Raw genomic sequence first — 14,448 nt, 5'->3', positions numbered from 1 at the left:
GCCTTTTTGAGATGAATTGGTCTGGCGGTACACATGTCTAATTCTATAATAAGGTACCATGAGTCGCGTTCAACGGCAAATGGATGGAACTGGATAAAGGAAGCGATTTCGGCATTAGTGCCGCTGCCTGTCTGAAACGCGTTCTACCGCTTCCGCTGGATGAGCCGGTAGCGGTGCGGCGATACGCCCATTTTGCGCTTGAACAGCTGGCAGAAATAGGACGGATTCGTCAGCCCGACCCTCTCCCCGATCTCCGGAATCGAAAGCGATGTATGGGTCAGCAGCATGCTGGCGTGTCGCACGCGGGTCGCATGCAAATAGTCGGATATCGTGCTTCCGGTGGCGTCTTTAAACAAATGCGAAAGATGGTACGTCGACGCATGCAGCTCGCCGGCCAGCCTTTCGAGCTCGAAAGGCTCGGCGTAATGCGCCTCCAGCCACTGCATGATCCGCTCGGCCCGGTGAGGCGTACGCTGTCCGTAGACATCTCCGTTCCGCTCGGCTTGAAGCCAAATCGGCTTTAACAGCCGCAAAAAGGTCAACACGGCGTGTATATGCGCTTCCGCCTTCTCTTGCTGTGCGGCTTCGGCGATGAGCTGCCGGCAATCGTCCAGCTGACGGACCAGCAGCTCCGCGGCGCCCAGCCCTTCAATCGTCTTTACCGTCAGTTTATCCTTGACAAGATGGTCAAAAAAGGACCGCAGCGCAGGATACGGCTCCAAATAAGGCGTGAGCAGGCCTTCATCGAAGATAAGCAGCGTGCGGACAAAAGGAGCCGTCTCCGTGACGTCCATCTGAACGCGGTGAAGCTGAAACGGCTGAAAAGCCAGCAGCGTCCCGGGTTTGATCGCATACGTCTGTCCCTCGCTGATCAAGCGTCCTTCCCCTTCGTATACATAAACGAACTCCATTGCCTTATGGGCGTGAAACGTCTCCTTGAAGGTGCCGTACGTCGTTTTCCGGTGATCGAATGCGATCATTTTGTCATGCACATACATAAAGGAAACGCTCCTCTCGCATGGCCTCATCATCCCGATTCATCGGCCGTACCCCTAACGCTAAATTTTGTTTGGATATTGTTGTTCTTATCAAGGATCATACAATGCGTAAGATGGAGAAACAAGCGGATGGAGGCGGCATTGGCTTGCTGCTGGATGGAGAAGTGTCATCCGCACACAGATTCCGACGCCGGGAACACGGATTCCGCGCAGCGGATCGCAAGTAGCCAGCATCCCGCATATCCGCGAACCGGCCTTCCAGGCTTTGCGCTAGACAGCAGCTAGCTTCTGGAAAATTCCGGGATCGGAGGAGCCTGTATCCGGACAACCGCTGATCAAAAATATAGCGAAAAGCAGAGTCAAATAAACCGCAATATCACAACAAAAATGAGCTAGAGAACGACACAAAATCCGCGTCGGTTTTGCTACACTTTAAGCAATCCCGCAAAGCGGAAGCCGTGCTGCCCACGGCGATTTGCGGGGCGGAACGACCAGCCGTTTAGGCGGGTACAGGATAACGATAAGGAGTCGGATCGAGATGAAATTGACGGAGAAGCAAGTGAAACAGTTTCACGAAGAAGGCTACCTCGTGGTGGAAAATGCGCTGAACGAGGCGGATTTGGCGCCGGTCATCGCCGGCATTGAGCGTTTTATCGACCGGAGGGCGAACGAGCTGAAGGAGGCAGGCAAAATTGCCGAACTTCATGAAGGCGAATCCTTCGAGAAGCGGTACACTTCTCTCTTTATGCAGAGCAAAGAAATCGGGCTTGGCCTCGACATCATGCATTCGCGCATACCGGAGCTGTTCGATTTCCTGCGCAATCCAAATCTGCTCGATGTCGCTGGCAGCTTGCTGGGCAGCGACATCATGTGCAACCCTATCCAGCATTTGCGCGCCAAAGTGCCGAATCGGGCTTTCGGCACCGAGACGCCTGAGTTCTTCCTGAACGTACCGTGGCATCAAGATGCGGGGGTTACGCTGGAGGAAGCCGACGAAACCGACATGTTTACGTTCTGGCTGCCCCTCGTCGACGCGATCGCCGAAACCGGCTGCATGGAAGTCATGCCCGGCGTCTTCAAGGACGGATATTTGCCGCATACGCCCACAGACGGCTTTACCATCGTACCGGAGCACTTGCCTGCTGGCCCCGTCAAGCTGGCTCCTTGCCCGAAGGGCGGCATCGTCATCATGAACAAATATACGCCTCACCGGGGCACGTCGAACCTGTCGGACATTATTCGTTGGAGCATTGATCTGCGCTACCACCGCACCGGTCAGCCGTCCGGACGCCCCTATCACCCGTCATTCGTCGCGCGCAGCGAAAGCGCACCGGACAGCGTGCTGTCGGATTTTAACGAATGGTGCAGGCAATGGGACGAAGGCCTCCGTCTCGCGGCAGGGAAGCGTATGAACCGAGGCATCTCCATTTCCATGTAAATGCGGCAAGCCGTTTTCAAAAAACGTCTTGCCGCAAATGAAACCTCTGTGGTAGAATCCATTCTAATTGAATGTGGATCTTCGGGGCAGGGTGAAATTCCCGACCGGCGGTGATGGTTCCCGTGAACCTTAGCCCGCGACTCGCTTTCCGCCTATTAGGCGGAAAGCGACTGACTTGGTGCGATTCCAAGGCCGACGGTACAGTCCGGATGGGAGAAGATCGCAAACGGCTTGGCGCCGGTATCGTTTTTTTGAACGATCCGGATCCGAGCTTGTTTGAATATGCCCCGTTATCGATAATCGATAACGGGGCATATTTCTTCTTTACGAAGGATCCTATTCAAAAAACCGCAGGAGGTTATTGAATATGGAAAAGTTGACTTTGATGCATCCGCCCGCGGAGGCGGAGCGTGCCGGCATCCATACGAGAAACGGCGTTTGGCTCATCGCACTGGGAGCCGCCCTATGGGGCGTCGATCCGCTATTCCGCATTTTGCTGCTTCGATATCTTACTTCGGCGCAAATCGTGCTGCTGGAGCATCTGCTCCTTATGTTGTACGCCGTGCCCGTGCTCTGGCTCTACCGCGCCGAGCTCCGGGGGCTGAAGCTCCGTTATGCCGGCGCTCTGCTGTTTATCTCTTGGGGGGGATCGGCGATTGCCACGATCCTGTTTACGAATGCCTTTGCCCAGGGCAATCCGAACGCCGTGCTGCTGCTTCAGAAGCTGCAGCCTCTGTTTGCCATCTTAGCCGCCCGGCTCGTTCTAAAAGAAACATTGCCGGGACGCTTTCTGCCGCTGCTCGCCTTAGCGCTTGGTGGCACCTATCTGCTTACGTTCGGCTGGTCCGCGCCGATCGGCCACTTCGGAGAGATCGCCGGGACGGGGGCGCTATTGTCCGTAGGAGCCGCCGCCCTATGGGGAGGCTCCACCGTCATGGGCCGGCTGCTCGTCGACCGGATGCGCTTCGAAACGGTGACCGCACTGCGGTTTACGCTGGCGCTTCCGCTTCTCTTCGCGATGACTTGGACGGAAGGCGCAGCTTGGCAGCAGCCGCAGCTATCCGCGGAATGGAGCGGCATAGCCGTAAGCCTGCTAGCCCAAGCGTTCCTGCCGGGCCTATTCAGCTTGCTGCTCTACTACCGCGGCCTGTCGAATACGAAAGCATCGGTCGCAACCCTCGCCGAGCTCTCCTTCCCGATGGTCGGCGTCCTGCTTAACTGGCTCGTCTTTCATCAAACGGTAACGCTTGCCCAGCTTCTCGGCTTCGTTCTCATATGGTTGTGCTTGTACCGGCTGTCTCGGCAGCAATAGCATAACTCTTGATAGTCCCCATACTTTGGTGAGAGAGAGAATGGATATGGGATTTCAACCGTTTTTAAAATCGTGTGATCCGGAATTAATTTTGCCGGTAATTTCAAAGGCGGCCCGTAAGCTTTGCCCCCATATCCTTCCCTCTATTCTCCTTTGCCGCTCCCACTGCGCCTTTTATTTCAAATCGTCTCCTCCGGCTGGATCCGCCTGTTTGAGGCAATTAGACGATGGTAGAGGCTTCTATTTGTCCGAATATCCGAAAAACTGAAGGAATAAACGACGCTAAAGACTCCTATTTTGCCGAGAATCAGCTAAATCCGCCTCTTTGAGGCAATTAGACGACGGCAGAGACTCCTAATTTCCCGTAATATCCGAAAAATTGCGAAATATACGACGCTAAAGGCTCCTATTTTTGCCGGAAACCGGCTGGATCCGCCTGTTTACCGCCGGTCAAAGGAAACCGGCAGCCGCTTCACGCCGAACACGATAGTGCTGTCCACCCGCTCCAGCGTGACGCTGCGGTCCCGGCGAATGGAGCGGAACCGATCAAGAAGAGCGGTAAGCGCCAGCTTCGCCTCCAAACGGGCAAGCGGAGCGCCCAAGCAAAAATGAATGCCCTGCCCGAATGCCAAGTGAGGGTTCGGGCTGCGGCGAATGTCGAATGTCTCCGGATCGGCAAACGCATGCTCGTCATGATTCGCCGCTCCCATCCAAACATTGATATATTGCCCCTCGCTTAACCGTTTCCCGCATAAAGTCGTTTCCTTCCTTACGCGTCTCTGCATCGATTGCACCGGCGAGCAATAGCGCAGCACCTCCTCCACCGCCGAGGGCACCAATGCTCTTTCCGCAAAGAGAGCTTCATAAAGATCGGGACGGTCATCCAGGCAAAGCGCCGCGGAAGATAACAGATTGGTCGTCGTTTCATTGCCTGCCACCAAGAGCAAAATGCAAAAACCGATCAACTCGACTTCGTCCAGCTTCTCTCCATCGACCTGAGCGGTTACAAGACTGCTGATCAGATCGTCTTTGGGCTCCCTTCTTCGGCGCTCGGCAATGTCCGCAAAATAAACGCTCATCTCCTCCTGGCATTGCATATACCGGTCGTAATCGTTCCCGACGAGCGAGTCGGACCATTCCTTGAACCGATCCCGGTCCTCATGCGGAATGCCCAGCATCTCGGCAATGACGATAATCGGGAACGGGCTGGCAAAATCGCTCACAAAATCGACCGTTTCCTTCCAGGCCCATTGAGCCAGCAATTCTTCGGCGATACCGGTTATTTTAGGGGCCAGCGCTTCGATGGCTCTGGGCGTAAACACTTGCGACACAAGCGTCCGCATCTGCTTATGCTTAGGCGGGTCCGTCCGGAGTATACTCGACTCGATCGGCTCTTTCGGAGTTGGGCTCATTTGAAATTGCGAGGAAAAGTGCTCGTGATCGGACAATACTTTTTTGACGGTATCGTAAGTAAAGCAAGACCATGCTCCAGACTGCTCATCGTAAGCGACAGGCTCTTCGGCACGCATTTTCCGGTACCACGATAAAGGAATAAGGTTATTCGACGCCAGCCATTCCATTCGTCTCCACCACGCTTTTCATTTATTGTACTGACTAGTCAGTTTAACTATAATAAACAAAGAAGCGGACTGTCAATACCGCCCAATTCCCTATTTCATTTCGCAGCATGTCGAATGACGGTAGAGGAGCCGGGAAAAGCCCCTGTTTCGGGCCTAAGTAGGTTTCGTGCATAACAAAATCACGCAAAAAATCCGCGCTATTCGCGAACGCGGATGGAACGATTTTGGTTTATCCGGTTTATCCGGGTTATCCGGGTTATCCTGTCCAGCTTGCCGGTTCAAGTTTTTTTGCGGCGTATCGATTGTTCCAGTTCTTTCGCAATGTGGGAGTAGCTGGCGGGAATCGGGCGTTTCCAAAATAATTTGCCGTTTTGCGCCGTGACGAATCGATCCTTTCCCGTGTGGGCATGTTATTGGTATATGGCTTCGTTCAACCCGTCCGCATGCGAGTCATGAGACAGAGCGGACACGGAAAAACCGCAAGCCGACGAGGAGGGAAACCGCGTGTCCAACAATAATCCTATGATGAATCCGATGTCAGGCGAGCCGGTTGAAGCAGACGGCGTTTACTCCAACGAGTGGGGACGAACGATGATGCTGAAAATGGGCGACATTTTCCCAGCCGATCCGCAGCTCGGTACGACGACATGGGAGATGGTAGCCTTGCCGATCGAATTGGACGAATCGGGTCGTAAAACCGTCGATGCCCAGTTCCGTCCGGAGAGCGATGTCAAACGAAACACCAACGAGGGCGTCCGGTTTCATGTCGATCAAGGCGACAAATAAGTTTCTTATGAGCCAAAAAGGAAGAGCTGTCCGCGGCACGTATCTCACGTACCGTGGACAGCTATTTGGCGTCCTACGCAGCCCTCAAGATTTTACTTCGACGATGCGGCCTTCCTCCTTCGGACTGATCGATCGCTTCCGGATAATCGCTTCCTCCACCAACTCATACAGCGTGATACCGGTGTTCAGTGCCTTCTTGTCCTTGAACATCGCATAGCCGTCACCGCCGGCCGCAATGAAATCATTCGTCGCGAGCCGATAGGTCCGAGCCGTGTTGACCGGCTTGCCGCCTATCTTCATCTCGATCACCCGTTCGCCCGCGGGCTTGGTTGGATCGTAGGTAAACGTCATGCCGCCGATCTGCGGGAATCTTCCCGCTCCCGATTCCACCTGACTGACGCCGTTCTCAAGCGCCGCCTTGAGCTCTCCGCCCGTCGCCTCCAGCATCACGATCGTGTTAGGGAACGGCAGCACGTCGTACAACGCCTTCTTCGTAATATCGCCTGCTTTAATCGGATTGCGGATACCGCCTCCGTTCGTTAGCGCCACGTCAGCCGCAAAACCGGAAATGGTCTTCGACCGTTCCAGCATCGAATCGGCAATAAAGTTGCCGAGATTCGTCTCGCGCTTGCGCACCTGCGTGCGATCGCCTTCCAAATCCACCTCGGCTTTGGCGATAACGACATTGAGCGCTTGGTCGATTTTGGCCACAATATCCTGTACCTGCTTGGCGATTTCCGGATCGTCTGCAATGGTATCGTCATACTCGGCAAGACCCCCGGAGAAATGAACGAGCTCTCCGTTCAAGTAATACAAATCGGCTCGACCGACCGCCTTCCCGTATTCCCAATCCTGCACGATATAGGTACCGTTCACGTTCTCCGGTTCACGAATAGGCGTATGCGAGTGGCCGCCCACGATCAGATCGATGCCCGGCACCTGTTCCGCGATCTTGCGGTCCGTTTCGATGCCTACATGGGAAATGACTACGACGTGATCGGCCTTTTTCTTCAGCTCGGGCACCATCGTCTTGGCTACTTCCACCGGGCTTTTGAACGTAAGGCCCTTCACATTATCCGGATGCGTCAATATCGGCGTTTCTTCCGTTACAAAGCCGAGAAACGCGAATGTTCGACCGCCGATTTCCGTGTAATAGACCGGCGGAAGCAGATTTGTCCCGTCATCCTTGAATACGTTGGCGTTAATTACCGGGTAGGTAAGCCTATCGCGCAGCTTCAGCAGCTGCTCATAGCCGAAGTCGAACTCATGGTTGCCGGCGGCCATTGCATCATACTGCAGCGCATTCAGCATCGGGACGATCGATTCTCCCTTGAACTGGTTCACGAACACGGTTCCTTGAAACGTGTCTCCGGCATCCAGCAGCAGAAAGTTCGGGTTTTCGGTCCGCCACTGCTTCAGCAAGGTCGCGATTTTGGCAAAACCAAGCTCTTTATTGCCCTTATCCGTTGTGATATGGCCGTGCGTATCGTTCGTATGGCCGATCGTCACATGAAGCGTAATCGCATCGCCGATCGCTTGGATGAAATCCGCCCTGGTTACTTGGCTTTTAGCGGCAAGCGCCAAATGGTAGCCGGCATGACCGGATATCCGGTTAACCTGCTCCGCATTCATCACCCGGTCAGGCGCCGCCGCCTCTTCGGCCGTAAGCAATCCCTGTTTCTTGGCCCAGGCCAGCTGCGGCGAAGCCCAATGCTTAATGGCCGGGTCGGCGGCCAGCTTCGTTTCGCCTTTAATCCGTGCCAGAAGCGTCACGACCTCCGCCGCCGTCACACCTCGCTCAAGCGCCAGCTGCCCGCCGACGTCTCCTTCCAGCAGCGATTTTTGCCGCATCCAGCCGGCATGGGCATCCGGCTGCAGCGGTGCAGCGGCCGACTGCCCCGCAAACCATGCGCTAAACAGGACGCCGGCCGCAATCGTGATGAACCGTTTTTTCGAAACCATACGATCCCTCCTCCGATTATCCCTCGAACGAAGCTAAGCTTCGGAAAGCCGCTTGCGAGCGCAAACGGCCACTTTCAGGATAACAACCGACGATTTGGGCGGTGTCAGCGAGAGATGAACGTTTTGTAAAGCGTAGGTCGAGAGCCTGAGCGAAATTCGGTACATGGTCCCGAAACGATAAAAAGACGGATCGCTCCGTCTTTCGTCTTGCCTCTTACTTGCTGTCGCACGCATTTTCTTGCTTCGGCGGCGTTTGCTTTCTCGGACCGAACTGACCCAGCTGCGAAGGATGTCCCTCCGGACCGCGGTTTTTCGGCTTGCTGTTTCTTCCCGACATGGCACACATCACCTCCGACACATAGTTTGCGTCAATCGGCGAGGCGCCATTCCCTTACTTATTTCCCGTTACCGGAATAGGCCGGGATCGAACACGCGGTATCCGTTGCGGCCGCTGCCTTTGACACCGTACAGAGCCAGATCGCTGTGCTTCAGGAGGGTGGACGCTTTACTCCCATGATCGGGATAGAACGCAACCCCTACGCTGATCGTCGGCTCGTACGAATGCCCGCATACGTCCCAATTGTTCTGCAGGGCGTCGAAGATACGCAGCAGCACTTTATCTGCGATATCTACGGTGTCGATCCCCGGCAGCAAAACCGTAAATTCGTCTCCCCCTATCCGCGAAAAGGTGTCCCCTTCACGCAAACAGGTTTTGACCCGCTCCGCAAAAGATCTCAAGTACGCATCGCCGACCGGGTGTCCCATCGTGTCGTTAATATTCTTAAAGTTGTCTATGTCGATATAGAATAAGGCCAGTCCATCGTGATTGCGTTTGGCTTGAGCAAGCGCATGGGCCAGCTGCTCCTGAAACAGCATCCGGTTAGGAAGTCCCGTGAGCGAGTCATGAAACGCCAGCCGCATATGCTCCTCCTCCATCCGCTTGCGCTCCGTAATATCCTTAAGCGCCATCAGCACGTATGCCGGTCTTGTCCGACTCTCGGGCACACGTACGGCCACGGACTCGAACCAGCGGTTGCCTGACGGAAGAAAACAGCGGAATTCCAGCTGCCGAGGCGTTCCGTCCATAAGAACCTCGGCCAGCGTATGCAGAAGCTTGCGTTTGTCCCCTTCTTCCGCATGCGCCTCAATATGATCCCAGCCGGGAAATAATCCTGCGCATGCATTCCCTTTCGTCGGCGACGTTGCCAGTTGCCTTCCTTGAGGATCGAATACAGCTAAGAAATCGTAAGCGGTTTCCACAACGCTGCGGAACAACCGGTCGCCGCCTATCGCCTCCATGACTGTCTCCATCGGCGCGTCGCCGTACCTTTGCATAAACGTCTCCCTCCTTGGCGTCGCCTTAGCCTGCTATCGACTGTACCTGAAGCTGACGATTTTTACTAAGGTCAATATAATGACTGCCGATCTGCACAAGCGGACGCCCTGGATCCTGCGCGTGAATGAGAACGACTTTGCCGCGTCTGCCGTCCGTTAGAATAACCTCGCTGCCGACGGCCAACTCCATCATCCGCCGTACAAAAACGGAGCAAATCGCGGTATCGAGCTTGCCGAAGCCATCCTGCTGCATTTGCATGATCACTTGATAGAAGGGAGACGCCTCCCGGTATACCCTGCTGGAGGTCATCGCATGAAAGACGTCGGCGACGGCCACGATTTTACTGAAATAATCCATCTCTTTGCCGGAGATGCCGTACGGATAGCCCTTGCCGTCCTCCCGCTCGTGATGCTGCAAAGCGGCAAGCGCAATGCGCGGCGATAAATCGCTCATGCCCCTAATAATTTCGTAGCCGTAAATCGTGTGCTTCTTCATCCGTTCGTATTCGGCATCCGTATATTTGCCCGGCTTGTTCAAAATATCGTTCGCTACATTAATTTTCCCTACGTCGTGCAGCAGCGCGGCGGTCGTCAGCTGATCCAGCTCCGCCGGCGGAAGCAGCAGCCATTTGCCCAGCATGTTGGACAGCACCGAGACCCCGATGTTGTGCCGGTACGTATAGTCATCCTTGGCTTGCAAACCGGATAGCAAATGGTGCAGGTTGACGTTGGAAGCCGCCGAATCGATGGTCGGCAGCAGCCTGTCGTTAATTTCTTGAAGCGGAATCTTCTTTTCGTGCAGCACCGTTTCGAATAGATGCTTCATTTCCTCCGTAGCGCCGGAAATAAGCCGTTCGTTTTGCTGAAGCTTACGTTCCGACTTCGTTAGCGAGTCGCTAGAATTGTCAGCAAGCATACGGTCCGGCTCCGTGACCTCGAGCTCCGATAAAGATACGCCGTGTTTGCCAAGCAGCTCGAAATGATCCTCGCAAAGTATCGTTTGCTCCGGAATGACGATCAATCCGAACCGGTTGTAAATATCCTTAGTCAGCCTGTAGCCGATCAGATCGTTCAGGTTCAAAACGCCACCTCCGTGTAATCGCTTTTGAATTTCCGTTCGCCTCTCATCAGCGGCACAGTGAACGAAACTGCCGTTCCTTCCGCCCATATTCGGCCTCCGTGCTGCTCGACGATTTTCTTGGAGATGGCAAGCGTCATCCCGGTGCCGCCGTCCTTTGCCGAGAAGGCATCCTCTTGCTTGTCAGCGCGCTCGAACAGATACGGCAATTCGGCTGAATCCATCTCTTTCCCGCCATCGGCAATGCGCACCACGAGCTCGCGCTCTTCCAGCATGAAGCTGATCCGGATCGTTCCCTTCTCCGGCGTACGTCCGATCGCATGATACACGATATTGGTAAGAGCTTGATCCAGCCGGTACATATCCACCTCTACCTCCCATAAGGACATCTCGCTGGCTCCGGGTGTTATAAACGATTCATAGAGGCGATTCGTCTCGGCAACTTCCGCTTCATAGCGGCCATTCACTTGCGCAGCGATCTGCTCGACCGTCATTTTTCTGAATTGATAGCGTCCGAGCCCCTCATCCAGGTAAGAGGACTCGCCCAATCGTTCGATCAGGCGGTGCATGCCGGCCATACGGGCATGAATCAGTCTTATATATTGCTGCCGCTGCTCGGAGCTCACGTCTTTCTCGTTCATCATCGCTTCGGTAAATCCCTGAATGATGGAAAGAGGGGTGCCAAGATCGTGCGAGATATTCACCAGCATGCTTCTTCGGGATTGCTCCAGCCGTTCCCGTTCGGCGTTCGCCTTCTCCAGTTCTTGACTGGCCACCACAAGATCCATCGTGCTCTCCGTCACTTTGGCTTCAAGTGCGCTATTCCGTTTCGTCAGGTCGCGAGCCTGCTTCTCCGCTGCCGCTACAAGCTTCGCCGAGCGGTAACCGAGCATATAGGTCTGAATCACGATCAGTACCAACAGCCCGGCGGAAAACCAACCCTCCCGACCGGCCGATTCGGCCTTGAAAGCGATGTCATGGACCAACGCCCCGACGAAAATCGCCCAACCGCACAGCAGCAAGAGCGCCCCTCGCCGCTTGCGCCGCATCGCCACCGCCAGCATCAACAGCGTGTAGACGCCAAAGCAAAGCACAAGTCCAAGCACCATGGGAAGCGTTCCCGCGAAAATGCGGGCAGATGTGAATAAGGTCAAGAGGGACAGCACGGCTCCGCACAGCTGGATGAACCGCACAGCCGAAGGCCACATGTCTTCCGGAAACAGCGAACGGAAATACATGGCGAGAATGGGCAGCCCGATCACAATGGACAAATACTCCGCTTTCCGGGAGAGCTCCCCCGCCGTATCGTGGGACGGATCCCCCGCTAACGACGAACGAACCATCATAACGATGCAGAACAACACAAAATATAAAGATGAAGGCTCAAGGGCGCGGCGAATGAAGGAATATCCAAGATGGGAGACGCCTATGGCCAGCAAGCAAGCGATCACGTGCGTTTCCAGACCGATCACCCCGGCTACATAAAGATGGAAATTAACGCAGTCAACCCTTTATAATGTAAAGTAGTTCCATTCGCCTGCCCGCTGCTATCCATGGCATGCACATGCGTTACGCTTCATTTTCATTTGGGGAGAGACATAAAGCCTATGCTTTCAAATAAGATCATGATCGTTGATGATGAAGCCGATATCGTGGAGTTAATCAGTCTATACTTGAGAAGAGAGGGCTTTGAGGTCGTTAGCACGAACGATGGCCGCAGCGTCATGCCCCTTATTCATAAGGAAAAACCGGATCTCGTTATTCTTGACGTTCTTCTGCCCGGGCTCGGCGGTTTTGACGTATGCCGGACGATCCGGGAAGTGGCCGAAATTCCGATCATTTTCATCAGCTGCAAGAGAGACGACACGGACATCATCGAAGGCTTAAGCACCGGAGGCGATGATTACGTGATAAAGCCGTTCAGCCCCATGCAGCTTGTCGCCCGCGTTAAAGCCCAGCTGCGGCGCAGCAGGCTTCAGGACAAATATACGGATACCGAGCATCATACTTTGCAGTTTCCGGGGCTTGAAATCAATCTGTTGGACCATACCGTCAAAGTCGCCGGCGAGCCCGTTACGCTGTCGACGAAGGAGTTCGAGCTGTTGTCGCTTCTAGCCAAAACGCCGAACCGGGTGTACAAGATCGACCATCTGTACGAAACGATATGGGGGCTTGACGGAATGGGCGATACCCGGACGCTGCTCGTCCACATTAGCAATCTCCGCAAAAAGATCGAGCCGAATGCCGCCGAGCCGCAATACATTTTGACCATCCGGGGCCTTGGCTACAAGTTTAACGGAAATTTGTCGAATTCGGACGGTTCGTGATCATTTATAGTTCCAATTATATCAAACAAAGTTAAAGATTTCTTAAAAATTTATGCGTTTTGTCGAAAAAATAGGAGATTTCTCGAAATCAGTATACCGGATACCCGCTTACAAAATGATTACAAAACCGCCTAGCGGGAAGCACCGGGGGTTGACGAGAGGATAGGATTCCTTTTTGCGCTTGAACGGCTTGGGAAAGGAGGAATTCTAGCGATTCCGGAGCGCGGATCAACTTTTGTGGGATACGTTAATATTATGCTTGTCTTTCAAATGTTTGGAGATGATGTCGCGGATCGCCGAGCTCTTGGATTTGACCCATGTACTGTGCAAATGATCGATCGCCTCGATGCGCAGCGTTTCGTATTTGCTCTTCTGTTTGCCGTACGATTTCATATAATTGTTCGTTACGATGTACAACGTCGCCAACGCCGCCAGCAGGAACAAATGAGCCGCATTTCCCGAAAACAGGCCCACGAGCTTCAGCATGTCGTTGTTGGAGGGCAGCAGCAGATAACGATAGAAGTAATAGACGGAAACCGCAACGATGAATAACGTAATCCCCGAATATAAATTTTTCATCTTCGTGATATGATCCAGCTTCACCTTGCGTTCCACCAGTTCGTTCAATATCGTCTTGGTATCCTCTGAAATGTCCACGCTCTCCCAGTCCATAGCGCTCTCCTCCTCTATTGGCACTACTACCAACAAGTTTATGCGCTTGTACACAAACAAATGCTCCCTTGCCGGAATGATTGGAAACGTCTAAATACGATGCAGCTTACGGTATGCGGACGGACTCGTTCCTTTCTTATCGTGAAAAACGCGGCTTAAATAGAAGCCGTTTTCGTAGCCGCATTTTTGCGCGATCGCATCAAGGGTGAGTGCCGTTTCAGCCAGCAGCCGGCAGGCGCGGGAAAGCCTCAGCTCCGTTACGAAAGCCGACGGCGTCATCCGGTAAGCGGCCCGAAAACGTCTTGTCAGCTGCACCGGGCTGATGCCGAGCATGTCGGACAGCTCTCGGTAAACGAGCGGCGCGAACGCATGGGCCAGCAGCCACTGCCGGGCCGTTTGCATCGCGGAGTCGGAACCTGCAGCCCTGTCGGCGCCTGCTGCGCTGCTGTGCTCGACAAGCCGCCATATGTCGTGAAGCCAATGCTTCATTCTGCCGAAAGCGGGCTCCTGCCTCCCGGCGAAGTCGATCTCCCGTATATACCGGTAGTTCGAAGCCAGTCTGTCGACATCCGCAACCGTCAGCTTGCCGGACAGCGACAGTGCTTCCTCCTCCGACACTTCCGAATCCCATTCAAAATGAAAAAAATGAAACGTAAGCGGTGTTATCGTGCGCCGGATAAACGGGATGCCCGGCGGACATACGACCAGATCGCCAAAGCCCGCTTCTCCCTTGTGATCGCCGATGCTATAGGCAAACCGCCCGTCCTCCGCCGCAAACATCGTCCAGTTGTCGTAGATATCCCTTTCCAGGTCAAATGCCGCTTTCTGATGCCAATATACGTAAGCCGCCGGAGTCGCCCCCCAATCGTGACGTTTCATGCGTGTCAGCCGCCCTTCTCTCCGCATTGTTTCCTATGAAATAAAGTATATGCTATATCGTAATACAATGTATGTTATTTG

Annotated in this window: 13 protein-coding genes and 1 riboswitch; of the genes, 4 read left to right on the top strand and 9 right to left on the bottom strand. The window is 54.2% G+C overall.

Annotation, left to right across the window (positions count from 1 at the left end; genetic code table 11):
• Nucleotides 1-143: 143 nt before the first annotated feature.
• Nucleotides 144-998: a helix-turn-helix domain-containing protein gene (locus tag ACKGJP_RS02335; RefSeq protein ID WP_409344091.1), complete on the bottom strand. Its 855-nt coding sequence runs from the start codon at nucleotides 996-998 to the stop codon at nucleotides 144-146.
• Nucleotides 999-1,536: 538 nt separating this feature from the next.
• Between ACKGJP_RS02335 and ACKGJP_RS02330 the strand changes: the two genes are divergently transcribed.
• Nucleotides 1,537-2,436: a phytanoyl-CoA dioxygenase family protein gene (locus ACKGJP_RS02330; RefSeq protein WP_409344090.1), complete on the top strand. Its 900-nt coding sequence runs from the start codon at nucleotides 1,537-1,539 to the stop codon at nucleotides 2,434-2,436.
• A gap of 73 nt (nucleotides 2,437-2,509) precedes the next feature.
• Nucleotides 2,510-2,661: riboswitch (FMN riboswitch) on the top strand.
• Between the two features lie 142 nt (nucleotides 2,662-2,803).
• Nucleotides 2,804-3,748: a DMT family transporter gene (locus ACKGJP_RS02325; RefSeq protein WP_409344089.1), complete on the top strand. Its 945-nt coding sequence runs from the start codon at nucleotides 2,804-2,806 to the stop codon at nucleotides 3,746-3,748.
• A gap of 440 nt (nucleotides 3,749-4,188) precedes the next feature.
• Here ACKGJP_RS02325 and ACKGJP_RS02320 read toward each other — a convergent pair whose 3' ends face one another.
• A complete protein-coding gene (locus tag ACKGJP_RS02320; protein WP_409344088.1) occupies nucleotides 4,189-5,328 on the bottom strand; it encodes a cytochrome P450 in 1,140 nt (379 codons plus the stop codon).
• A gap of 504 nt (nucleotides 5,329-5,832) precedes the next feature.
• Here ACKGJP_RS02320 and ACKGJP_RS02315 point away from each other — a divergent pair.
• Nucleotides 5,833-6,114: a hypothetical protein gene (locus ACKGJP_RS02315; protein ID WP_409344087.1), complete on the top strand. Its 282-nt coding sequence runs from the start codon at nucleotides 5,833-5,835 to the stop codon at nucleotides 6,112-6,114.
• Nucleotides 6,115-6,198: 84 nt separating this feature from the next.
• Here ACKGJP_RS02315 and ACKGJP_RS02310 read toward each other — a convergent pair whose 3' ends face one another.
• The 5 genes from ACKGJP_RS02310 to ACKGJP_RS02290 all read right to left on the bottom strand — a co-directional run bounded on the left by ACKGJP_RS02310 (nucleotide 6,199) and on the right by ACKGJP_RS02290 (nucleotide 11,961).
• A complete protein-coding gene (locus ACKGJP_RS02310; RefSeq protein ID WP_409344086.1) occupies nucleotides 6,199-8,076 on the bottom strand; it encodes a bifunctional metallophosphatase/5'-nucleotidase in 1,878 nt (625 codons plus the stop codon).
• Between the two features lie 214 nt (nucleotides 8,077-8,290).
• Nucleotides 8,291-8,413: a hypothetical protein gene (locus ACKGJP_RS02305; protein ID WP_409344085.1), complete on the bottom strand. Its 123-nt coding sequence runs from the start codon at nucleotides 8,411-8,413 to the stop codon at nucleotides 8,291-8,293.
• Between the two features lie 68 nt (nucleotides 8,414-8,481).
• On the bottom strand, nucleotides 8,482-9,411 hold the full coding sequence (locus ACKGJP_RS02300) for a diguanylate cyclase domain-containing protein (protein ID WP_409344084.1): 930 nt from the start codon (nucleotides 9,409-9,411) through the stop codon (nucleotides 8,482-8,484).
• 25 nt (nucleotides 9,412-9,436) lie between these two features.
• Entirely contained in the window at nucleotides 9,437-10,492 is a 1,056-nt protein-coding gene (locus ACKGJP_RS02295; protein ID WP_409344083.1) for an HD-GYP domain-containing protein, read from the bottom strand.
• Nucleotides 10,489-11,961, bottom strand: coding sequence for an ATP-binding protein (locus ACKGJP_RS02290; protein ID WP_409344082.1), 1,473 nt, complete (start codon nucleotides 11,959-11,961; stop codon nucleotides 10,489-10,491). Before ACKGJP_RS02290 ends, ACKGJP_RS02295 begins: the two co-directional genes overlap by 4 nt.
• A 135-nt stretch (nucleotides 11,962-12,096) precedes the next feature.
• Between ACKGJP_RS02290 and ACKGJP_RS02285 the strand changes: the two genes are divergently transcribed.
• Entirely contained in the window at nucleotides 12,097-12,816 is a 720-nt protein-coding gene (locus ACKGJP_RS02285) for a response regulator (protein ID WP_409344081.1), read from the top strand.
• 228 nt (nucleotides 12,817-13,044) lie between these two features.
• Here ACKGJP_RS02285 and ACKGJP_RS02280 read toward each other — a convergent pair whose 3' ends face one another.
• Together ACKGJP_RS02280 and ACKGJP_RS02275 are read right to left on the bottom strand one after the other, a co-directional pair.
• On the bottom strand, nucleotides 13,045-13,488 hold the full coding sequence (locus ACKGJP_RS02280; protein WP_409344080.1) for a DUF2663 family protein: 444 nt from the start codon (nucleotides 13,486-13,488) through the stop codon (nucleotides 13,045-13,047).
• A gap of 90 nt (nucleotides 13,489-13,578) precedes the next feature.
• The gene (locus tag ACKGJP_RS02275) at nucleotides 13,579-14,367 is read right to left on the bottom strand and encodes a helix-turn-helix domain-containing protein (RefSeq protein WP_409344079.1); all 789 of its coding nucleotides are present in this window, start codon (nucleotides 14,365-14,367) and stop codon (nucleotides 13,579-13,581) included.
• Nucleotides 14,368-14,448: the final 81 nt, after the last annotated feature.

This window comes from Paenibacillus litoralis (assembly GCF_046244365.1).
Classification (GTDB): Bacteria; Bacillota; Bacilli; order Paenibacillales; family NBRC-103111; genus Paenibacillus_V.
This window is presented reverse-complemented; position numbering and strand designations above follow the sequence as displayed.